This window comes from Shinella sp. GW821-FHT10F02 (assembly GCF_058809275.1).
Window position 1 is genome coordinate 153,948 of the sequence record NZ_JBXASL010000002.1, and the last position, 21,993, is coordinate 175,940.

Genomic DNA, 21,993 nt, shown 5'->3' on the forward strand with positions numbered 1-21,993 from the left:
GTTCCTTACAGCCGGGTGACGCGCAGGCAGCCATCGTTCTGCACGATGGCCTTGAAGGCGGCGGTGAGCATGGTGGAGGTCTCGCGCTCGACGACGATGGCGGGGCCTTTGACGACATCGCCGGGCTTCAGGTCGTCACGCTCATGAATGCCGGCATCGAGGAAGGCACCTTGCGCGGCTTCGAACAGGCGGCGGGTCTTTGCCGGCGTGATGAGGCTGCCCTCATCGACAGCGGCAACCCGCTCCACCGGCGGCAGCGGCGAACTGGCCTTCACGGACCAGCTGACGATCTCGATGTCCAGCCCCTCGATGGCGCGGCCGAAGAAGCGGGCATAATCGGCTTCGAACAGCTCCACGAGCTTTTCCGCGCTCTGAGCATCGAAGCGATCGGCGGCGAGTGCCACGGGAATGTCCCAGCCCTGCCCCGCATAGCGCATGAAGAGCGTGCGTTCGATCACCGGTGCGCCGGCATCGAGCCCGCCTTCCACAAAACCGGTCGCCTCGGCCTTCATGCTGTCCAGCAGCTGATTGGCAGCGGCAAAATCGAAGTCAGAGAGATTGAAGACGGCGCTGCGCACCGATTCATAACCGAAGGGCGCGCGGAGGAAACCGATGGCCGAACCGACGCCGGCACCGGCCGGTACGAGGAAGGTGGAGATGCCCATCTTCTCGCAGAGCCTTGCGGCATGCAGCGGGCCGGCGCCGCCGAAGGTGATCATGGTGAAATCGGCGATGTTCTTGCCGTTTTCGACCGTGTGGACGCGGCCGGCATTGGCCATGTTCTCGTCCACCATTTCGCAGGTGCCGTAGGCGGCGCCATCCGGATCGAGGCCGATCACCGCGCCGATATCGTCGGCCATCGCCTGGCGGCTCGCCTCGACGGAAAGCGGAATGGCGCCACCGGCGAAATTGTCAGGATCGAGCTTGCCGAGAATGAGGTCGGCATCGGTGACGGTCGGGCTCTTGCCGCCGCGCTGGTAACAGGCCGGGCCTGGTTCGGAGGCCGCGGAATGCGGGCCGACGCGGATCTGGCGCATGGCATCGACGCCGGCGATGGAGCCGCCGCCGGCACCGATTTCCACCATCTCGACCACCGGAATGGAGATCGGCATGCCTGAGCCTTTGCGGAAGCGATAGGTGCGGGCGACCTCGAAGGTCTTGGCCGTCTTCGGCACCTGGTTCTCGATCAGGCAGATCTTGGCCGTCGTGCCGCCCATGTCGAAGGAGAGCACCGTATCGAGACCGTGGCGCCGGGCGATATCGGCGGCGAAGATCGCGCCGCCCGCGGGACCGGATTCGACGAGGCGCACCGGAAACTCCGAGGCGCTTTCCACCGAGACGATGCCGCCGCCGGAATGGATCATGAAGACCGGACATCCGACGCCGATCTGCTTCAGCGAGACGACGAGACGGTCGAGATAGGACTTGATCGCGGGCTTCACATAGGCATTGGCGCAGACCGTGTTGAAACGCTCGAATTCCCGCATCTGCGGCGAAACTTCCGACGAAATCGACACGGAGACATGCGGCAGGCGCTTCACGATGGCGTCGCGCACGGCGGCCTCGTGCGCGCCGTTGGCATAGGCGTGGATGAAGCCGATGGCGACGCTTTCATAGCCGCCTGCCGCGATGGCCGAGACGACGGCCTCGACGGAGGTATTGTCCAGCGCCAGCAGCACCTTGCCGGCGGCGTTCATACGCTCGCGCACGGTAAAGCGGTCGGCACGGGCGATCAGTGCGGGCGGCAGGGTGATGTTGAGATCGTACTGCTCGAAGCGGTTTTCCGTGCGCATTTCCAGCGTGTCGCGAAAACCCTCGGTGGTGACGAAAGCGGTCTTGGCGCCGCGCCGCTCGATCAGCGCATTGGTGGCAAGCGTCGTGCCGTGGATCAGCAGGCCGATTTCCGAGAGCGCGATGCCGGCAAGTTCGGCGACGGCAGCGACGCCCTTCAGGATCGCCCGCTCCGGCGCGGTGTAGTCGGTCAGCACCTTCGTCGAATGGAGCGTGCCATCCACATCGAGGGCGATGTCCGTGAAGGTGCCGCCGATATCCACCCCGACGCGGCAGTTCCGCTGTGCGTTGTTCACCATGTCGTTCCCCACACTCGATTCCCTGTCGCTTTGACCTTTGAGCACCAGTTTCCACGGCTAGCGCAGCGATGCAAGATTTCTGCTTGACGGATTTTGGATATATCACTTATCATACATGTGTCAACTTGAAATACCGACGGATTGCGACAGGGGAAGCGTCGCAATCACGACAGAGACCGTTTGCCACCAACCCGGCCGGAAGAGCCGCGGCGGGCGGGAAAAAAGAACCAGAACGCCGATTGAACGCGCGTCGCATCAAGGAAGATCAACGGCTTAACCAGAGGGAAGCCTTTCATGACTCGTTTCTCGACATTCTTCGCGGCCACCGCGATCGCATCTTCGCTGTTTCTCATTCCGGCGCTTGCTGCCGACACCATCAAGATCGGCGTCGCCGGCCCGATGACCGGCGCCAACGCCACCTTCGGCGAACAGGTCTGGACCGGCGTCTCGGCCTATGTGAACGAGGTCAACGCCGCCGGCGGCATTGACGGCAAGCAGATCGAGCTCGTGAAGGGCGACGATGCCTGCGAGCCGAAACAGGCCGTCGCCGTCGCCAACCGCTTCGTCGACCAGGACAAGGTGCAGGCCGTCGTCGGCCATTTCTGCTCGTCGAGCACGATCCCGGCCTCGGAGATCTACAACGACAACGGCATCCTGACCGTCACGCCGTCCTCGACCAACCCGATCGTCACCGATCGCGGCTTCGACACCATGTTCCGCACCTGCGGACGCGACGACCAGCAGGCGGTGGTCGCAGGCGCCTTCATTCTCGATACGCTGAAGCTCGACAAGATCGCGCTGATCCACGACAAGGACACCTATGGCCAGGGCCTCGTCGATGCCTTGAAGAAGACGCTGGAAGAGCGCGGCGTCGAGCCGGTGCTCTATGAGGGCCTGACGCGCGGCGAGCGCGACTTCAATGCGCTGGTCACCAAGATCAAGAGCGCCGGCGCCACCGCCGTCTATTTCGGCGGCCTCATTCCGGAAGCCGGCCCCCTCATCCGCCAGATCCACGAACAGGGCCTCGACGTGAAGTTCGTCAGCGGCGATGCGCTCGCCCAGACCGAAATCGTCACCGCCGCCGGCGGCGCGCAGAACCTGAAGAACGTCTATTACTCCTCCGCCGCCAATCCGCTCGAAGACCCGGCGACGGCGGACGCGCAGGCAGCGCTGAAGAAGGCGAACATCGCGCCCGACAATTACACGCTCTTCGGCTATGCCAGCGCGCAGACCATCGTCGCGGCCGTCCAGGGCACCAAGGAAGGCTCCGTCGAGGACCAGATCGCCTGGCTTCGCAGCAACTCCGTCAAGTCGGCGGTCGGCGATCTCGCCTGGAACGACAAGGGCGACGTGAAGGACTTCAAGTTCGTCTTCTACGCCTTCGACGACGCGGGCACCCCGGTTCCGAGCAACTAAGCTCCTTCGAGCCGGCCGGCTGAAGCCCGCCTTCAGCCGGCCTCCGATTGCCAGAACAATCCATAAAGGGGTTCGCCATGGACGCGTTCATCTTGGCGCAGCAGCTCGTCAACGGCGTGACGCTCGGCACGATCTACGGCCTCATCGCCGTCGGATACACCATGGTCTACGGGGTCATCCGCATGATCAACTTCGCCCATGGCGATGTCTACATGGTCTCCGCCTATATCGCCGCGATCACGCTCGCCGTGCTGCATTTCTTCGGCTTCCAGTCCGTGCCTTTCGCGCTGATCTCGATCCTCATCATCACCTGCGTCATCACCGGCATCTACGGCTGGGCGATCGAGCGGGTGGCCTACCGGCCGCTTCGGGGCTCCACCAAGCTCGCGCCGCTGATCTCGGCGATCGGCATATCGCTGATGCTGCAGAGCTATGTGCAGATCTCGCAGGGCGCGCGCGACCAGGGCGTGCCGATCCTCATCCAAGGCGCCTTCCGCTTCGGCGAGGGCCAGCATTTCGTGCAGATCACCTATATGCAGACGGTGATCCTGATTGCAGCGCTGGTCGCCATGGGCATCCTCACCTATGTGATCAACTACACGCGCATCGGCCGCGAATGCCGCGCCACCCAGCAGAACCGGCAGATTTCCGCCATCCTCGGCGTCAATACGGACCGGATCATCTCCTCCGTCTTCGTCATCGGCGCGGCGACGGCCGCCGTCGGCGGCACGCTGGTGACCTTCAACTACGGCTCGTTCAACTTCTTCATCGGCTTCGTCATGGGCATCAAGGCGTTCACCGCGGCCGTGCTCGGCGGCATCGGCTCGCTTCCGGGCGCCGTGCTCGGCGGCATCCTGCTCGGGCTGACGGAGGCGCTGTTCGCCGGTTATGTCAGCACCGACTACAAGGACGTCTTCGCCTTTTCGCTCCTCATCATCCTCCTGTTCTTCCGCCCCTACGGCCTGCTCGGCCGGGCGGAAGTGCAGAAGGTCTGACGGGAGGAAAAACCATGCAGAACAACCGCCTCGCCTCCCTTCTCAAGGAAGCCGTCCTCACCTTCGTCATCTCGCTCATCCTGTTCGGGCCGATCTCCGGTCTGGTGCTCGACGGGTTCGGCTTTCGCAACGAACTCGGCCGCGCGGTGACGCTCGCCGCCATCATCACGGCCGGCCGCCTGCTCGTCTCGCTTGCCGGCATGAGCGAATTCGGAAAACGCCTGCGCGGCCGGCTCACGAGCAGCAATTCCGGCGTCACCGTCAATACCGGGCAGGAACGCTCGCCCGTCCTGCCGCTCGCCGTGCTCTTCCTCGCCGGGCTCGCGCTGCCCTTCTTTGCCGACAAATATTTCCTCGGCATCGCGATCCTCGCGCTGATCTATTGCCTGCTCGGCCTCGGCCTCAATATCGTCGTCGGCCTTGCCGGCCTGCTCGATCTCGGCTTCGTCGCCTTCTATGCGGTCGGCGCCTATCTTTTGGCGCTCGGCTATCAGTATCTCGGCATCGGCTTCTGGAGCGCGCTGGTCATCGCGCCGTTCCTCGCAGGGCTTTTCGGCATGGTCCTCGCCTTCCCGGTCTTGAAGATGCATGGCGACTATCTCGCCATCGTCACGCTCGGCTTCGGCGAGATCATCCGCCTGGTGCTGAACAACTGGCTGGAATTCACCGGCGGGCCGAACGGCGCGCCCGTGCCCGCCCCCACCCTTTTCGGCCTGGAATTCACCCGCACGGCCAAGCAGGGCGGCGTGCCGATCCATGAATTTCTCGGCATCAGCTATAGCGGCGACTACAAGTTCTGGTTCATCTATGTCGTGCTGTTCCTCGTCGTCTGCGCGGTCATCTACGCGGTGCACCGGCTGCGCGTCATGCCGCTCGGGCGTATGTGGGAAGCGTTGCGCGAAGACGAGATCGCCTGTCGCTCGCTCGGCGTGAACCACGTCTTCACGAAACTTTCCGCCTTCATGCTCGGCGCCTCGACGGGCGGCATTGCCGGCGTGTTCTTCGCGGTCCACCAGGGCTTCGTGAACCCGACATCCTTCACCTTCTTCGAATCCGCCCTCATCCTCGCCATCGTCGTGCTCGGCGGCCTCGGCTCCACGGTCGGCGTCGTCCTCGCCGCGATCGTGCTGACCATCCTGCCGGAACTGCTGCGCGATTTCGCCGAGTACCGCGTGCTGGTCTTCGGCATCCTCATGGTGGTGATGATGATCTGGAAGCCCCGCGGCCTGGTGCGCCTCACCCGCCCCGCCTTCTTCCCCTCCAGCCACAGCGAGGCGGGCATCGCGCTCCGTCTTGAGCCGCAGACGGAGGCCGGACGATGAAAGCGCCTATTCTGGAAGTGCAGAACGTAACCATGCGCTTCGGCGGCATCGTCGCCAATCGTGATGTCAGCTTCGCCGCCGAGAGGGGCGCCATCACCGCGCTGATCGGCCCGAACGGCGCCGGCAAGACGACGATCTTCAACTGCATCACCGGCTTCTACCGCGCCAGCGAAGGCCGCATCCTGCTCAACGGCCGCAACGGCGCGCAGGATATCGGCCAGTTGATGACGCGGCCGATTACCGGCGGCTCGCACCTCGTCACCCGCGCCGGCATCGCCCGCACCTTCCAGAACATCCGGCTGTTCAAGGAAATGTCGGTGGTGGAAAACCTGCTGGTCGCCCAGCATCTCGCCACCCGCAACAACCTGCTGAGCGGCGTCTTCCGCACCCGCGCCTACCGCGCCGCCGAGACCGAAGCGGTCGACCGCGCCTATTTCTGGCTGTCCCAGATGAACCTCGCCAGCGACGCCAACCGCCTTGCCGGCGAACTGCCCTATGGCCGCCAGCGCCGGCTGGAGATCGCGCGGGCCATGTGCACCTCGCCGGCGCTGATCTGCCTGGACGAACCGGCCGCAGGCCTCAACCCGTCGGAGACGCGGGAACTCTCCGAGGTCATCCAGCGGCTCTGCGCCGAACGCGATCTATCCGTGCTCGTCATCGAACACGACATGGGCCTCGTCATGCGCATCGCCGACCATATCGTCGTGCTTGATCACGGCGAGGTCATATCCGACGGCACGCCGGACAGCGTCGCCAACGACCCGGCGGTGATCGCCGCCTATCTCGGCGTCAGCGAGGAAGTGGTGACGGCATGAGCACGACAGAAACCACCGCCGGCCCGCTGCTGCAATTCGAAGGCGTGCATGCCCATTACGGGCCTGTCGAGGCGCTGAAAGCGGTCGACGTGCAGATCTCGAAGGGCGAGATCGTCAGCCTGATCGGCGCCAACGGCGCCGGCAAGACGACGCTGCTCGCCACCATTTTCGGTGCGCCGCGCACCTCGTCCGGCCGCATCCTGCATCGTGGCGAGGACATTTCAAGCCTGCGGACGAACCGCATTTCGCGGCGCGGCATCGCGCTGGTGCCGGAAGGCCGGCAGATCTTCCAGGACATGACCGTGGAGGAGAACCTGATGATGGGCACGACGCCCATCGGCATGGGGCATTTCGAGGAGGATCGAGCGCAGATGTTCGAGCTCTTCCCGCGCCTCAAGGAGCGCCGCAGCCAGACGGCCGGCACCATGTCGGGCGGCGAGCAGCAGATGCTGGCGATCGCCCGCGCCATGATGGCGCGGCCGGAACTGATCCTCTTCGACGAGCCGTCGCTGGGTCTGGCACCCCTCGTCGTCAAGCGGGTCTTCGAGGTGCTGGCGGAGATCGCCGCCATGGGCAAGACGATCTTCCTCGTCGAGCAGAACGCCAATCATGCGCTGAAACTCTCGCAGCGCGCCTATGTGATGGTCAACGGCCGGATCCACCTCTCCGGTGAAAGCGCCGCGCTGCTCGACAATGCCGAGGTGCGCAAGGCCTATCTCGGCCTGCATTGAGGGCTCAGAGAGCCTGCGGCGCGAGGAACTGGTAATAGGCCCAGACGAGCGCGATCACGGCGATGACCGCGAGCCAGATGAGGCCCTTTTTCGGTCCCGGCGCCTTGGGCTTGTTCTCGGGTTCCGGCTTCCGGCGTTCGAATTTCAGAACATTGTTGTCGTTCAAGGCGGCCTCCGACGCACGGGCAGAACAAATCGCGCAGAGATTTACCGGCGATTGACCCCGACCGGCAAGCGCCTGAGAGCAAAAGTTCCCGTCTTTCCGTCAGGCCGTTTTCCCGAGCGCGGCGATGCGTTCGAAATGGCTGCGCCCGAGAAGACCGGCGCCGTCGCGGATATCGGCGGCGATGGCGGCCTTCAGGGCTTCCGCATCCTGCTTGACGATTGCCACGAGCGCCTCGGCGTGCCGGTCGACCTGGTAGGTCTCCGACAAAGTCTCGCCCGCCCGGCGCATGAAGGGGCCGAGGCGCAGCCAGAGGGATTCGATCAGCGGCAGCAGCACGGTGCCCGGCCGCGCCTCGTAGAGGCAGCGGTGGAAATCGAAATTTGCCTCCACCAGCCGCCCGAAAGCGCCCTCCGCCAGCGCCTGGTCAGCCTGCTTGTCGAAGGCCCGCATGCGGGCGAGCCGTGTCTCGTCGATAAAGGGCATGGCGCGCTCGGCAGCCCGGGTTTCCAGCGCCACCCGAGCCTCCAGCACCTCTTCGAAACGCTGCGGATCGAGGTCCGGCACGCGCACCCGGCGGTTGTCGAGAAGCTCCAGCGCGCCATCGGCGACGAGGCGGTGCAAGGCCTCGCGCACCGGCATCGCGCTGACGCCGAGCGTCTCGGCAAGGCCGTTGATGGTGACCGGGTCACCCGGCTCGAACTGGCCCGTCATGATGCCCCGCCTGAGCACGCGGTAGACCCACTGCTTGGCCGATTCGGAAGTCTCTCGACTGGCTGCAACCAACATGCTCAAATCCTCCCGTCTGCAGACCCGGCCTATGCCGTCTTTCGTCTCAGGGCTGAATTCCGTGATCTTTGCACGCAGGGCGGATAAATTCCCAAAGCACAAAATGGCCCTTTACAGATTTGATCAAATTATGGTTTGTTGTGATCATAAGCAAGACAAGCCTATCACATAAGAGCCGTGATTAGCGGCCGGACGAGAGGACAGCCGGCGGATCGGGCAAAGCTCGGGACACGCCTGCCGAAAAACGGGGAACCGATGACTGAGACCCGAACGACCGGTGCCCATGGCGGCGCCATTGGCATGCATGGCATCAAGAAATGGTTCGGCAACTTCCAGGCCGTCAACGACGTCTCGCTGGAAATCCGCTCGAATGAATTCTTCACCCTTCTCGGCCCGTCCGGCTGCGGAAAGACCACCCTCCTCCGCATGATCGCCGGTTTCGAACTGCCCACCGAAGGGCAGGTCCTGCTCGACGGCACGGACATTTCCCGCCTGCTGCCGAACCAGCGGCCGGTCAACACGGTCTTCCAGAACTACGCGCTCTTCCCGCACCTGACGGTGGCCGAAAACATCGGTTTCGGCCTGAAGATGCTGGGCAAGCCGAAGTCGGAAATCGACTCGGTCGTGGGCGACATGCTGAAGCTCGTGCATCTCGACGGGCGCGGCAACAACCCTGTCACCCAGCTTTCCGGCGGCCAGCAGCAGCGCGTGGCGCTTGCCCGCGCCCTTGCACCGCGACCGAAGGTGCTGCTGCTCGACGAACCGCTCTCCGCCCTCGATCTCAAGCTGCGCAAGTCCATGCAGGTGGAACTGAAACGGCTCCAGACCGAAACCGGCATCACCTTCGTCTTCGTCACCCACGACCAGGAAGAAGCGCTCACCATGTCCGACCGCATCGCCGTCATGTCGACGGGCACGGTGCGCCAGATCGGCTCACCCTGGGACATCTACGACCGCCCGTCCGAACGCTTCGTCGCCGACTTCATCGGTGAGACGAACTTCCTGGAGGCCGACGTCGTTTCGGTTTCCGGCGACAAGGCCCGCGTGCGGCTCTCTTCCGGCGCGGAAATCTCCGCCACCTATCCGGAAGGCGTCACGCCGCAGGGCAATGTCACCATCGTCATCCGCCCCGAACACGCCCGCCTCGGCCCGCCAGGCTCCGGCGTGCTGGAAGGCGCGATCCACACCATCGTCTATCTCGGCACGGACAACCATTTCCACGTCACGATCGACGACGGAAAGACCTTCACCGTGCGCCAGCAGAACGCCAACAGCGCCCCGTGCGGCTTCTCCGTTGGCGAACGCATCAGCGTCGCCATCAATGATGACGTCGCACAGATCCTGAGGGACTAGAGATGACGGACAGTGCTCAGGACGTCGGCGAACAGAGACAGAAGAAGGACGTCCGGGATCGCTGGCTGCTCAGCGCGCCCGCCCTGGTTCTGATCCTCGCCGCAGGGGTCGGCCCCCTTCTCATCGTGGTGTTCTATTCCTTCCTCGCGCCGGGCAGCTATGGCGACGTGAAGCTGGAATTCTCCTCGGAGGGCTGGTTCAACGTGCTCTTCACGCGCGATATTTTCGACGAGACCGTTTCGCTCGCCGACGCGCATTTCCTGATCTTCTGGCGCAGCGTGAAGCTTGCCTTCGCCACCACCGTGCTCTGCCTGATCTTCGGCTTCCCGACGGCCTATTTCATCGCGACGCGCGCGCCGCACAACCGCTCGCTCTGGCTGTTCCTGATCACCATTCCGTTCTGGACGAACATGCTCATCCGCACCTTCGCCATCCAGGAGGTGATCCGCAGCGAGGGCATCGTCAATTCCTTCCTGATGTCGATCGGTCTCATCTCGTCGCCGATCCAGATGATGTTCACCGACTTCGCCATCATGCTCGGCATGACCTATGTCTACCTGCCGCTGATGGTGCTGCCGCTTTATGCCAGCCTGGAAAAGCTGGATTTCCGGCTGATCGAGGCGGGCTACGACCTCTACGCCTCCCGCTTCGGCGTCCTGTGGCGCATCGTCATCCCGCTGGTCAAACCCGGCATCATCGCCGGCTCTATCCTGGTCTTCGTGCCGGCGCTCTCGGCCTATGTCGTGCCGCGCGTTCTCGGCGGCGGCAAGAACCTGATGCTCGGCAACCTGATCGAACTGCAATTCGGCCAGGGGCGGAACTGGCCGCTCGGCGCGGCGCTCTCCGTCACGCTCGTCATCATCGTGCTGTTTGCGATGCTCTACTACGTGCGCAATGCATCCAAGAGCGGAGGCAGCGCCCATGGCTAAGTCCTTCTCGATCAAACGGCAGCCGGGTTTCGCAACGATCGCGATGCTGTGCTTCTTCCTGCTCTACCTGCCAATCGCCACGCTCGTCGTCTATTCCTTCAATTCGGGCACCTCGATCGCCACCTGGGAAGGCTTTTCGCTGCGCTGGTTCGAAAGCGCCTGGAACAACCAGCAGGTGATGGAGGCCTCCTGGCGGTCGCTGCGCATCGCAGCGGTCGCGGCCGTCATCGCCACGGCCTGCGCGACGCTCGCCGCCATCGCCACCACGCGCACCGCGCCCTATCGCGGCCTCACCTTCAAATATTCCATCATCAACATGCCGCTGCTGGTGCCGGAAATCGTCACTGCGGTGGCGCTCCTGATCCTCTTCTCGCGCATCAAGGTGTGGACCGGCTATTCCGGCCTCGGCTACCTCATCGTCGCGCATGCGGCCTTCTGCATTCCCTTCGCCTACATGCCGATCCGCGCGCGGCTCGAAAGCATGGACCTCTCGCTGGAACGGGCGGCATCCGACCTCTACGCCTCGTCCTTCCAGACCTTCCGCTATGTCACGCTGCCGTTGCTCTGGCCGGGCATTCTCGCCGGCCTGATGCTGGCCTTCGTGATCTCGCTCGACGACGTCGTCATCACCGAGTTCGTCAAGTCCGGTGGACAGGATACGTTGCCGACCTACATGCTGGGTCAGTTGCGCCGTGTCGTGACGCCGGAGATGAACGCGATCTCGACAGCCTTCCTCGTGCTGTCGCTCGCAATCGTCACCGTCTTCTTCTTCCTCAGCCGGAACCCCAACAAAAACAACGAATAGACAAAGGAGAACAGCCAATGAAAATGAAACTGGGATTGATCGCACTCGCGGCCGGCATGATGGCCTCCACCGCCATCGCGCATGCCGAGGGTGAACTCAACATCTTCAACTGGGGCAACTATACCAGCCCCGAAATGATCAAGAAGTTCGAAGAGGCCTACAAGGTCAAGGTCACCGTCACTGACTACGATTCGAACGATACGGCGCTTGCCAAGATCCGCCAGGGCGGCCACGGCTTCGACATCGTCGTGCCGTCGGCGAGCGTCGTGCCGATCTGGATTTCGGAAGGCCTGCTGCTCGAATCGCGCCCCGACCAGATGGAGAATTTCAAGAACGTCGATCCGCAGTGGGTTGACGTGCCGTTTGACACGGGTCGCCATTATACGGTTCCGTGGCTGTGGGGCACCACGGGCGTGACCGTCAACAAGTCGATCTACAAGGGCGACATCAACACGTCCGCCATCTTCCTCGATCCGCCGGCCGAACTCGTCGGCAAGGTCAATGTCGTGCCGGAAATGTCCGACGTCATGCACATGGTCGTGACCTATGCGGGCGGCGAGCCCTGCACGGGTGATCTCACGGTCCTCAAGAAGGCGCGCGACATCCTCACGGCCGCCAAGCCGAAGTGGATCTCGATGGACTACGGCAATATCGAGAAATATTCGAAGGTCGACCTTGCCGCCGGCGTGAACTGGAACGGCGCCTCGTTCCGCGCCCGTCTGCAGAATCCGGACGTCGTCTACGGCTATCCGAAGGAAGGCTATCCGGTCTGGATGGACAATGCCGCGATCCTCAAGGATGCCAAGAACGTCGACAACGCCAAGCTTTTCCTGAACTTCATCATGGATCCGGAAAATGCGGCGATGATCTCGACCTTCGCGCGCTACGCCAATGGCATCAAGGGCTCGGAGCCCTTCATGCCGGCAGACATGAAGGATGCGCCGGAAATCAACATTCCGGCCGAACTGAAGGCCGCAGGCAAGTTCAACCTCGCTTGCGCGCCGGAAGTGCAGGAGCTCTACACCAAGCTCTGGACCGAACTGCAGAAGTAAGCGGCCCCGGCCGAAACAAATGAGGACTGCCCTACGCGGGAAGGCACATCGCCTTCCCGCGCTTCGGCTGGATGTGTCATGATCAAGACGTTCAAGGACCAGCACGGCTTTGCCCGCGCCGATGTCACCCTCGCCAATTGGCGCACCGCCCCCTATAGCCGCTGGACCTTTCAGAATGTCCGCGATTTCGTGCCGACGGCGGTGATCTCCGCGGAGGCCGCGACGGCGGAAGTGCCGCTTCAAAGCGACGCCTTCCTCGACGCCGCAATGGAAACCGGCCTTGCGGGTGCCGCAAGCGCGCGCGCCTTCCTCGATTTCGCCCATACCGACGCCTTCGTCATGATGCGCCGGGGCGAAATCGTCGCGGAATATTACGCGCCGCATGCCGACGCCAACGCGCCGCATCTCGTCTTCTCCATCTCGAAGTCGCTGACGGCCGTCGTTTCCGGCATTCTCGAAGCCCAGGGGCTCATCGATCCCGACCGGCCGGTGACGGACTACCTTCCCGAGGCCAAGGGCGGCGTCTATGGCGACTGCACCTATCGCGACGTGCTGGACATGCGCGTCAGCCTTGATTTCGAGGAAGCCTATCTCGACCCGCACGGCGCCTTCGCGCGCTATCGCCGCGCCATGCTCTGGAACCCGCCGGAGCCGAATATTCAGCCCGAGACGCTCGCCTCCTTCCTCGTCACCCTGCAGAAGGCCGAGCGGCCGCATGGCGGGCCGTTCTACTACGCCTCGCCCAACGCCGACCTGCTCGGCGTCGTCATCGAGCGCGTCACGGGTGCGCGCTTCGCCGACCTGACCTCCGAACTGCTGTGGAAGCCGATGGGCGCCAAGGGCAATGCCGATATCAGCGTGGATGCGATCGGCACGCCGCGCACCGCCGGCGGCGTCTCCATGACGGCGCGCGACCTCGCGCGTCTGGGCGAATTGCTGCGCAACGGCGGCGCGCGCGATGGCAAGCAGATCGTGCCGGAAGCCTGGATCCGCGACATGCAGGAAAACGGCGACAAGGAGGCCTGGCAGCAGGGCCGCAATGTCGACCTGCCGAACGGGCGCTACCGCAGCCAATGGTATCAATCCGGCGAGGCCGACCAGGCCTTTTGCGCCATCGGCATCCATGGCCAATGGCTCTATGTCGATCCCAGCAGCGAAACGGTCATCGTCAAGCTCTCCTCCCACCCCGAACCGCTGGGCGACGAGGAGAACCAGGACCTGTTCACGTTCCTCCGGGCGCTCAGCCGCCGGGCAATCTAAAAAACATCGAGGAAACACGCCATGCAGACCGAAGCGAGCTTTATCATCCGCAACGCGCGGGTGCTGACGATGGACGAGGCGAACCCGCGGGCAGCCGCGGTCGCCGTTGCCGGCAACCGCATCCTGGCCGTCGGTTCCGAAGCCGAGATCGACGCTTTTTCCGGCCCCGACACTCATGTGATCGACGCCAAGGGCGGCACGGTGCTGCCGGGCTTCAACGAAGCCCATATGCATATTTTCGGCGGCTCCGCCGAACTCAGCGAACTGTCGCTTTCCGGCGTCAAGGGTATTGACGCGCTGGAAGCCGCGGTCAAGGCCTATGCGGCCGAATATCCGGAGCGCCAGCTGCTGGTCGCCCAGCAGGCCGATTACACGATCCTCTCCGACGACGAGCGCGTGACGCGCCATCACCTCGACCGCATCCTGTCAGACCGCGCGCTGCTCATCTTCGCGCCCGACCACCACACCGCCTGGGCGAACACGCTCGCCCTCAAGATGGGCGGCATCCTGGAAGGCCGCGACGTGGGCGTCGGCAACGAGATCGTCATGGGCGACGACGGCCTTGCCAACGGCGAACTGCGCGAAAGCAACGCCATCCGCCCGGTCTCGGCCCTGGGCGAAACCGGCGGCCGCGAAATGCTTGGCGTCGGCACCGGCGGCGATCCGGAGCATGTGACGGCGGAAGAACGCGCCGGCGACATCGCGATCATCAAGCAGGGCCTCGCCTATGTCGCCTCGCTCGGCATCACCTCGTTGCAGAACATGGACGGCAGCCTCTACCAGCTCGAAATGCTGGACGAGATCGAGCGCACGGTCGGCCTTCCGGTGCGCGTGCGCATGCCCTTCCACATGAAGAACTTCATGCCGCTGTCGGACCTTGAAACCAAGGCCGCCGCCTGGCGCGAGCGCTTCAACTCCGATCGCCTACGCTGCGACTTCGTCAAGCTCTTCATGGACGGCGTGACGGAATCGGGCACGGCGGTCTTCGTCGAGGACTATGCCCACCAGCCGGGTCTGAAGGGCGATCCGCTGTTTTCGCAAGACCATTTCAACGATGTCGCGATCGCCTCCGACAAGCTCGGCCTGCCGGTCGCGGTGCATGCCATCGGCGACGGCGCGGTGCGCATGGTGCTGAACGGCTACGAGGCGGCGATCAAGGCGAACGGCAAGCGCGACAGCCGCAACCGCATCGAGCATATCGAGGTCGTGCATCCGGACGACATCCCGCGCTTCAAGGAACTCGGCACCGTCGCCTCCATGCAGCCGACCCATCCGCCGGGCAGCGCCGGCCTGCCGCTCGAACCCTACCTTTCCTACATCGGTGAAGACCGCTGGCCGTATGCTTTCGCGTGGCGCACGCTGGTCGATGCCGGGGCAGAGATTGTCTTTGCGACGGATTGGCCCGTTTCGCCGCTCGATCCGATGAATTGCATCCAGTGCGCCATGTCGCGCGAGGTCTGGAAGGACGGCATGAAGGACGAGCGGCTTTCGCTCAACGAAACGCTCGCCGCCTATACGAAGAACGGCGCCTGGGTGGAGTTCATGGAAGACCGCAAGGGCGTGCTGAAGCCCGGCTATCTCGCCGATATCGTCGTGCTCTCCGGCAATGTGGAAGCCGCCGAACATGCGAACCTTGCGGCGATCCGCCCCGTCACGACGATTTGCGACGGCCGCGTCACCTACCAGGCCTGACCGGGAGCTTTGCCATGAGAACCGTAACGCTCGCCGCCACCCAGATGGCCTGCACCTGGGACATCGAGCAGAACATCGCCACCGCCGAACGGCTGGTGCGCGAGGCCGCCCGGCAGGGCGCGAACATCATCCTGATCCAGGAACTGTTCGAGACGCCCTATTTCTGCCAGGACCAATATGCCGGCTTCTACGACCTGGCAAAACCGTTCGAGGGCAACCCGCTGATCGGCCATTTCGCGAAACTCGCCGCCGAACTCGGTGTCGTGCTTCCGGTCAGCTATTTCGAAAAGGCTGAGCGGGCGTTCTTCAACTCGCTCGCCATCGTCGATGCGGACGGCACGGTGCTCGGCAACTACCGCAAGAGCCACGTTCCGGACGGGCCGGGTTATACGGAGAAATTCTACTTCTCGCCGGGCGACACGGGCTTCAAGGTGTGGAAGACCCGGTTCGGCACGATCGGCTGCGGCATCTGCTGGGACCAGTGGTTCCCAGAGGCGGCGCGCAGCATGGCGCTGATGGGCGCGGAAATCCTGCTCTACCCGACGGCGATCGGCACGGAGCCGCAGGACCCGACCATCGACAGCGCCGGGCACTGGCAGCGCGTCATGCAGGGCCATGCGGGCGCCAACATGGTGCCGCTCATCGCCTCAAACCGCATCGGCACCGAGGATGGCCGCAACAACACGTCGATGACCTTCTACGGCTCCTCCTTCATCGCCGACCATACCGGTGCGAAGGTGGTGGAAGCGGACCGCGAGAACGAGGGCGTGCTGGTCGCCAGTTTCGACCTCGACGCCATCGAGAAGCAGCGCTGGGGCTGGGGCCTTTTCCGCGACCGCCGCCCGGATCTCTACGGCCGTGTCGGCACGCTGGACGGGCGGCTCTGAAAAGCCCTATCCGAAGCCCGGAAACTATGCGATAGGCCGGACGATCAATCATCCGGCCTTTCCATGTACATCGCTGAAATCCTTGCCCTGTCGGCCGCCGTTTGCATTGCGCTGAGCGGCATGCTCGTCGGCGAGTTGCGCGGCCGTCTGGCCCTCCTCGACCTCGCTCGCGTGCAGATGGGCGCTGCCTTCCTGATGACGGCGGCGGCATCGCTCGTCGTCGGCGGCTGGCGCACGGTGGAAGCCTGGCAGCTCGGCTTCCTCGCCGCCTCCAGCCTGTTCGGCATCATCATCGCCAGCACCACCTATTTCGCGGCGATCTATGCGGCAGGTCCTCGCACTACCGCGCTGCTGTTCTCGCTCACGGCGCCCTTCGCCGTCGGGCTCGGTTATATCTTCCTCGGGGAGACGCTCGATCTCCAGCAGGGCATCGGCATCGCCTGCGTGCTCTGCGGCATCGTGCTGGCAATCGGCGCTCGAAGCGGCGCCAAAGCCAAGGGTGGCGAGAAAACGCCGTGGCTCGGCATTGCGCTCGGCGTCGTCACCGCGCTCGGCCAGGCGCTCGGAAGCCTTGCCGCGCGTCCGGCCATGGCAAGCGGCGTGGAGCCGTTCACGGCGATGGCCGTGCGCTCCGGCATCGCGGCGCTGTTCTTCCTGCTTTTGATGCTCGTGCCCCTGCCCGCGCTGAAACCCGCGACCCGCATCGAAAGGCACTCTCTGGGTTTTGCAGTCGGCTCCGCCTTCTTCGGCGTCGGGCTTGGCATGTCGCTGCTGATGGCGGCGCTGGCGCATGGCACGATCGGCATCGTCTCGACGCTCTCGTCGATGACGCCGGTCGTCATCCTGCCGATGGTCTGGGCGCGCACCGGCATCGTGCCCGCTCCGCGCGCCTGGGCTGGCGCGGCATTGGCCGTCGTCGGAACGGCCCTGATCAGCCTCTAGGCCGGGCGGCCGAGATCCACCAGATAGGTGTTTTCCGCCCGCGACTTCGCATAATCCTCGGGGCGGATTTCGGCAAACAGCAGCGTTTCGCCCTCGGCCGATGCCTCGGCGAGCAGTTTGCCGTCGGGTGCGGCGATGCGCGACAGGCCGGCATAGGTGAAATGATCGTCGGCGCCGCAATGATTGATATAGGCGACGAAGACCTGGTTCTCGAAGGCACGCACCTGGATCATGTGGTTGGCGATGAAGGTACCGGAGGAGCCCTTCGGCAGCGCCGTGGGCACCACGACGAGATCGGCGCCGGCAAGCGCCAGGCGGCGCACGTTTTCCGGAAACTCCACGTCGTAGCAGATCAGCATGCCAAGCCGGATGCCGCCGAGTTCCACCATGACGGAGGCGGGAACGCCGGGCCGGAAGGCGTTGCGCTCATAGTCGCCGTAGAGGTGGGACTTGCGGTAGACGGCATTGGTGCCGATGCCGTCGGTAAAGAGCGCGCTGTTGAAGATATCCCGGCCTTCCTGCTCGGCAAAACCTGCGACGATGGCAAGCCCGCTCTCGCGCGCAATCGTGCCGAGGCGCTCCGCCACGTCGCCGGTGGCGGGCGAAGCGAGGCCGGCAAAGGCCGTCTCCCCCGCGCCATAGCCGGTGACGGCGAGTTCGGGCACGATCAGCAGCTTGGCGCCGCCCGCCGCCGCATCGGCGGCAGCAGCCGCGATGCGCTGGAGATTGCCGTCGCCATCGCCGGCAATCGCATGCATCTGAAGGGCGGCAATGCGCATGGTTGCTCCTAGTCCTTTGTCGACATCGCGCCGAGCAGTTTCGGCAGATCCCCGAAGCGCGCGACGAGGCCGAAGATCGTGGCGGCGATCGCGACGAAGAGGATCGTGACCGAGGCCATCGTCGGCGTATAGCCGTAGCGCAACGCATTGAAAATCTTGATCGGCAGCGTCTCCATGGTGAAGCCGATCGTCATGTAGGCGACGATGTATTCGTTGAGCGACAGCACGAAGGCGAACGCATAACCGGAGATGAGGTAGGGCAGGATCAGGGGCAGGACAACGGTACGAAAGATCGTGCGGTCGTCGGCGCCCATGGTCGCGGCCGCTTCCACCAGCGAGCGGTCGATCGAGGAGAAGCCGAGCGACAGCGTCACCAGCGGCAGCGTCACGAAGAAGATCGCATGGCTGATGACGGCGGTCGCCGGCTGGCCGTAGAATCCGGTCGCCGCCCAGAAGGTCAGGAGGCCGAGCGCCGTGATGACCGGCGGCAGCGTGAAGGGCGCGACGCCGAGCAGCTGGAAGATGTTCGCCCAGGGCGCATGGCGCCGCCAGAGGAACCAGGCAAGCGGCAGCGCGATGAGGAGTGCGACGGCCGCCGACAGCGCCGCCAGCGTGATCGAGGCGAAGAGCGCGTTGCGCCATTCGACATTGGTGAAGATCTCTGCGTACCAGCCGAGCGAAAAGCCCTTCGGCGGGAAGGCGAGGTCCTGCTTCTCGTTCACCGAGACGCCGGCCACCACGATGAGCGGCAGCGACAGGAAGAGGCCGATCAGGCCGAAATAGGCCTTTTGCAGAAACGTGTTCATGCGGCTTCTCCCTTGCGGCCGGCATAGACCGTGAGTGCGACGAGGCCGAGCGTGACAAGCACGAGGAACACGGCCATGGCGGCGGCGAACGGCATGTTGGACTGGTAGATCGCCTGGTCGGTGATGAGCACCGAGAGCGTCCAGTGCTGCGGTCGGCCGAGGATCTGCGGCAGCAGGTAGGAGCCGAGCGCGAAGATGAAGACCATGATCAGCGTCGCCACGATGGTGTTGCGCAGCGCCGGCACGACGACGGTGAAGAAGGACTTGATCGGCGAGGCACCCAGCGTTCGCGCGGCCTCCGTGAGCGTCGGGTCGAGCCGAACGAGGGCGGGATAGAGCACGAGCACGGTATAGGGCAGCGCCTGATAGACCATGGCGGTCAGCACCGCGCTGAAACTCGGGTTGAGCGCCACCGCCTGCTCCATGACGCCGAGCATCACGAGGAGATTGGTGATGCCGGCGGTGCGCGAGAACAGCGTCGACCAGGCAAAGCCGATGATGACTTCGGAGAGCGACAGGATGGAGAGCAGCGCCACCAGCCAGAGCACCTGCGTCCGGCGCTTGGCGCGCGAGAGAAGATAGGTGAAGGGCACGGCGAGCACGACGCAGCAGATCGCGACCATGACCGCGAGGAACAGCGAAAAACCGAGCACCTTGCCGAAGAACAGGCTGAGGAAGCGGGCATAATTGTCGAAGACGAAATCCGGCGTGTAGAAGCCGGACGGATCGCGCCGGAAGAAGGAGACGGCGATCATCGTCGCGAACGGCACGACGAAGAAGACGATCAGCATGCCCGCGGGAAAGAACAGCGGGCCATAATCGGTGAGTTTTTGTGGGGGCTCTCGTCTCATGACTTGAGCACCACGCAATCGGCCGGGTTGAGCTGGATGCCGACAGCCTGGCCGACGGTGACGTCCGGCCGCGCATTCGGCATGGAGACGGCGACGACCTGCTTGCCGCCCGCCTCCACGAAGGTCTCGATCGTGCCGCCGAGATCACGCACGAAGGTGACGGTGCCGGAGATCGCGCCGTTGCCGGGCGCCGTCAGGTGCACGTCTTCCGGGCGCACCGAAAGCACGCCGGACTTGAGGCCGGCGGGAATGGCAAGGCCGGTGACCGGCGTGCCGAGAACGTTGGCACTGGTGTTGTCGGCGGAAAAATCGATGAGGTTGGTCATGCCGATGAAATCGGCGACGAAGGTGTCGGCCGGGCGGCGGTAGATCTCGACCGGGGCGGCGGCCTGGCGGATTTCGCCGCTGTTCATCACCACGACCGTATCGGCCATGGTCATCGCCTCGCGCTGGTCGTGTGTGACGACGATGGTGGTGATGCCGAGGCGCTGCTGGAGCTGGCGAAGCTCGACCTGCATCGCTTCACGCAGCTTGGCATCCAGCGCAGAGAGCGGTTCGTCGAGCAGGAAGAGTTTTGGCGAGATGGCGAGCGCGCGGGCAATCGCGACGCGCTGGCGCTGGCCGCCGGAAAGTTTGGCGACCGGGCGGTCGGCATAGCCGGTGAGATGGATCATCGAGAGAAGCTCGTCGACGCGCTTCTTCTGCTCCTCCTTGCCGATGCCGCGGATGCGCAGTGAATAGGCGATGTTCTCGCCGACCGTCAGGTGCGGAAAGAGCGCCAGCGACTGGAAGACCATGCCGAGATCGCGTTTGTGCGTCGGCACATTGGTGATGTCCTTGCCGTCGAGCTGGATCGCCCCGCTCGTCGGCAGGTCGAGGCCGGCCACCATGCGCATCAGCGTGGTCTTGCCGCAGCCGGAGGGGCCAAGCAGGCAGACGAAGGTGCCGTGCGGCACGGTCAGTTCGACATTCTTGACGGCCGTAAACTGGCCGAACTGCTTGACGATATTCTGGAGAGTCAGTCCGGACATGGGTTCCCCGCGCGGCGTTTTCTGGTTTCTTGACCGGCCGGCTTTTCAGCCGGCCGGTGTCTTCGGCAATGGACAGGCCTCAGCCTGCGATCATTTCCGTCCACTTCTGGTTCAGCCAGTCGGCCTTGGTGGTGTAGAGGTCGTAGCGCGGAATGATCGGCTCGATATCGGACGACACGGCCGCGAATTCCTCGGCCGTCAGGTCGATGAGGTCGCGCTTGACCGTCGGCGCCGTGCCGACCTTGCGCGACAGGATCGCCTGGATCTTCGGCTGGCTCATGTAGTTGATGAAGGTATGGGCTTCCTCGACCTTTTCAGACGCGCGCGACAGCGCCCAGCAGCCGGAATCCATGATGCCGCCTTCCTTCGGGAAGGTGGAGCGGACCGGCTGGCCATCAGCGGCGGCAAGACCCGTCACGTCATGGTAATACTGGCCCATCGGGATTTCGCCCGACTTCAGCGACTGTTCGAACTGTGCCTCGTCGCGATACCACAGCCGAACGTTCGGCTTCACTTCGGCGAGCTTTTCGAAGGCCTTGAGGAGGCCTTCCTCGGTGTCCAGCGCGTTGGTGCCGCCGAAGTGGGTCTTCGCCGTCACTTCCAGCAGGAAGGAGTTGGAGACGAGCGCCAGCAGGCCGAGCTTGTCGGCATTGGCAGGATCCCACAGCGCGTTCCAGGAGGTCGGGGCTTCCTTGAAGACATCCGTGTTGGTGACGAGCGTGATGTACCAGGCGACGGCACCGATGCCGGCGACGCGGCCATCCGGATATTTGTTGACGAAATGGTCGATGAGGTTGGTGGCGTTGGGGATCTTCGCGGTGTCGAGCGGCGCCCAGAGCTCGGTGGTCTGGCCCTTCAGCATGGCGACCTGCGACATCATCGAGACGTCGGCGGGCGCCTGGCCGGCCTTGGCGGCCTGTTCGAGCTGCACGAGCCAGGCTTCGCCGGTCGGCTCGGCGACGGATTCGACGGCGATGCCGGTTTCCTTGGTAAAATCGGCAAAGATGTTCTTGTCGAAGGAATCCTTGAAGTAACCGCCGTAGACGCCGACCTTCAGCGACTTGTCCTGCGCACGCAGCACCGCCGGCATGGCGAGCAGCGATGCACCGGCGACGCCGGCGCCGAGCACGGCGCGGCGGCTGACATTGGTCTTGAGGATGTCACGCATAGTCGTCTTTCTCCTGTTAGGCCGGCGGGTTGCTTCTCGCCGGGCGCGTTCCCATTGTTGCTATTCTAGAACATTTCCGCGCTTCTCCGAATCGCGAAAATGGTCTGTTTTCCTGTT

At 64.1% G+C, this 21,993-nt stretch carries 21 protein-coding genes; 13 read left to right on the top strand and 8 right to left on the bottom strand.

Annotation, left to right across the window (positions count from 1 at the left end):
• Positions 1-5 precede the first annotated feature (5 nt).
• Positions 6-2,090, bottom strand: coding sequence for a hydantoinase/oxoprolinase family protein (locus AC1RWL_RS06685; protein WP_493093983.1), 2,085 nt, complete (start codon positions 2,088-2,090; stop codon positions 6-8).
• 294 nt (positions 2,091-2,384) lie between these two features.
• Between AC1RWL_RS06685 and AC1RWL_RS06690 the strand changes: the two genes are divergently transcribed.
• The 5 genes from AC1RWL_RS06690 (at position 2,385) to AC1RWL_RS06710 (ending at position 7,369) form a co-directional block, all read left to right on the top strand.
• Positions 2,385-3,506: an ABC transporter substrate-binding protein gene (locus AC1RWL_RS06690; protein ID WP_493093984.1), complete on the top strand. Its 1,122-nt coding sequence runs from the start codon at positions 2,385-2,387 to the stop codon at positions 3,504-3,506.
• A gap of 77 nt (positions 3,507-3,583) precedes the next feature.
• Positions 3,584-4,501 carry an ABC transporter permease subunit gene (locus AC1RWL_RS06695; protein ID WP_439615673.1) on the top strand — a complete coding sequence of 306 codons (918 nt, stop codon included), beginning with the start codon at positions 3,584-3,586 and terminating at the stop codon, positions 4,499-4,501.
• A 14-nt stretch (positions 4,502-4,515) separates the two neighbouring features.
• The gene (gene livM, locus AC1RWL_RS06700; protein ID WP_493093985.1) at positions 4,516-5,823 is read left to right on the top strand and encodes a high-affinity branched-chain amino acid ABC transporter permease LivM; all 1,308 of its coding nucleotides are present in this window, start codon (positions 4,516-4,518) and stop codon (positions 5,821-5,823) included.
• Entirely contained in the window at positions 5,820-6,638 is an 819-nt protein-coding gene (locus AC1RWL_RS06705; protein ID WP_493093986.1) for an ABC transporter ATP-binding protein, read from the top strand. The genes livM and AC1RWL_RS06705 overlap by 4 nt, the downstream gene beginning before the upstream one ends.
• Positions 6,635-7,369 carry an ABC transporter ATP-binding protein gene (locus tag AC1RWL_RS06710; RefSeq protein WP_493093987.1) on the top strand — a complete coding sequence of 245 codons (735 nt, stop codon included), beginning with the start codon at positions 6,635-6,637 and terminating at the stop codon, positions 7,367-7,369. The genes AC1RWL_RS06705 and AC1RWL_RS06710 overlap by 4 nt, the downstream gene beginning before the upstream one ends.
• A 4-nt stretch (positions 7,370-7,373) precedes the next feature.
• Here the strand turns inward: AC1RWL_RS06710 and AC1RWL_RS06715 are convergent, their stop codons facing one another.
• The gene (locus AC1RWL_RS06715; RefSeq protein WP_256116527.1) at positions 7,374-7,535 is read right to left on the bottom strand and encodes a hypothetical protein; all 162 of its coding nucleotides are present in this window, start codon (positions 7,533-7,535) and stop codon (positions 7,374-7,376) included.
• A gap of 99 nt (positions 7,536-7,634) precedes the next feature.
• A complete protein-coding gene (locus AC1RWL_RS06720; RefSeq protein WP_256116526.1) occupies positions 7,635-8,321 on the bottom strand; it encodes a GntR family transcriptional regulator in 687 nt (228 codons plus the stop codon).
• A gap of 255 nt (positions 8,322-8,576) precedes the next feature.
• Here AC1RWL_RS06720 and AC1RWL_RS06725 point away from each other — a divergent pair, with 255 nt between their 5' ends.
• The 8 genes from AC1RWL_RS06725 (at position 8,577) to AC1RWL_RS06760 (ending at position 17,241) form a co-directional block, all read left to right on the top strand.
• Positions 8,577-9,674 carry an ABC transporter ATP-binding protein gene (locus AC1RWL_RS06725; RefSeq protein WP_493093988.1) on the top strand — a complete coding sequence of 366 codons (1,098 nt, stop codon included), beginning with the start codon at positions 8,577-8,579 and terminating at the stop codon, positions 9,672-9,674.
• A gap of 2 nt (positions 9,675-9,676) precedes the next feature.
• Positions 9,677-10,603: an ABC transporter permease gene (locus AC1RWL_RS06730; RefSeq protein ID WP_256116525.1), complete on the top strand. Its 927-nt coding sequence runs from the start codon at positions 9,677-9,679 to the stop codon at positions 10,601-10,603.
• Entirely contained in the window at positions 10,596-11,408 is an 813-nt protein-coding gene (locus tag AC1RWL_RS06735) for an ABC transporter permease (RefSeq protein ID WP_256116523.1), read from the top strand. The genes AC1RWL_RS06730 and AC1RWL_RS06735 overlap by 8 nt, the downstream gene beginning before the upstream one ends.
• 17 nt (positions 11,409-11,425) lie before the next feature.
• Positions 11,426-12,460, top strand: coding sequence for an extracellular solute-binding protein (locus AC1RWL_RS06740; RefSeq protein ID WP_435265677.1), 1,035 nt, complete (start codon positions 11,426-11,428; stop codon positions 12,458-12,460).
• A 78-nt stretch (positions 12,461-12,538) separates the two neighbouring features.
• Complete coding sequence (locus tag AC1RWL_RS06745) at positions 12,539-13,720, top strand: serine hydrolase domain-containing protein (protein WP_493093989.1); 1,182 nt, start codon at positions 12,539-12,541, stop codon at positions 13,718-13,720.
• A gap of 21 nt (positions 13,721-13,741) precedes the next feature.
• Entirely contained in the window at positions 13,742-15,412 is a 1,671-nt protein-coding gene (locus AC1RWL_RS06750; RefSeq protein WP_493093990.1) for an amidohydrolase, read from the top strand.
• Between the two features lie 14 nt (positions 15,413-15,426).
• A complete protein-coding gene (gene aguB, locus AC1RWL_RS06755; protein WP_493093991.1) occupies positions 15,427-16,299 on the top strand; it encodes an N-carbamoylputrescine amidase in 873 nt (290 codons plus the stop codon).
• 63 nt (positions 16,300-16,362) lie between these two features.
• Complete coding sequence (locus AC1RWL_RS06760; RefSeq protein ID WP_493093992.1) at positions 16,363-17,241, top strand: DMT family transporter; 879 nt, start codon at positions 16,363-16,365, stop codon at positions 17,239-17,241.
• Here AC1RWL_RS06760 and AC1RWL_RS06765 read toward each other — a convergent pair.
• From AC1RWL_RS06765 to AC1RWL_RS06785, 5 genes are all read right to left on the bottom strand, one after another.
• Complete coding sequence (locus AC1RWL_RS06765; protein WP_493093993.1) at positions 17,238-18,020, bottom strand: carbon-nitrogen hydrolase family protein; 783 nt, start codon at positions 18,018-18,020, stop codon at positions 17,238-17,240. The genes AC1RWL_RS06760 and AC1RWL_RS06765 overlap by 4 nt on opposite strands.
• An 8-nt stretch (positions 18,021-18,028) precedes the next feature.
• Positions 18,029-18,826, bottom strand: coding sequence for an ABC transporter permease (locus tag AC1RWL_RS06770; protein ID WP_256116516.1), 798 nt, complete (start codon positions 18,824-18,826; stop codon positions 18,029-18,031).
• Positions 18,823-19,677, bottom strand: coding sequence for an ABC transporter permease (locus tag AC1RWL_RS06775; RefSeq protein ID WP_256116514.1), 855 nt, complete (start codon positions 19,675-19,677; stop codon positions 18,823-18,825). Before AC1RWL_RS06775 ends, AC1RWL_RS06770 begins: the two co-directional genes overlap by 4 nt.
• Positions 19,674-20,708 (bottom strand): ABC transporter ATP-binding protein, encoded by a 1,035-nt coding sequence (locus AC1RWL_RS06780; protein WP_493093994.1) that lies wholly within the window; start codon positions 20,706-20,708, stop codon positions 19,674-19,676. Before AC1RWL_RS06780 ends, AC1RWL_RS06775 begins: the two co-directional genes overlap by 4 nt.
• Positions 20,709-20,787: 79 nt before the next feature.
• Complete coding sequence (locus tag AC1RWL_RS06785; RefSeq protein ID WP_305111061.1) at positions 20,788-21,876, bottom strand: ABC transporter substrate-binding protein; 1,089 nt, start codon at positions 21,874-21,876, stop codon at positions 20,788-20,790.
• Between the last annotated feature and the right edge of the window lie 117 nt (positions 21,877-21,993).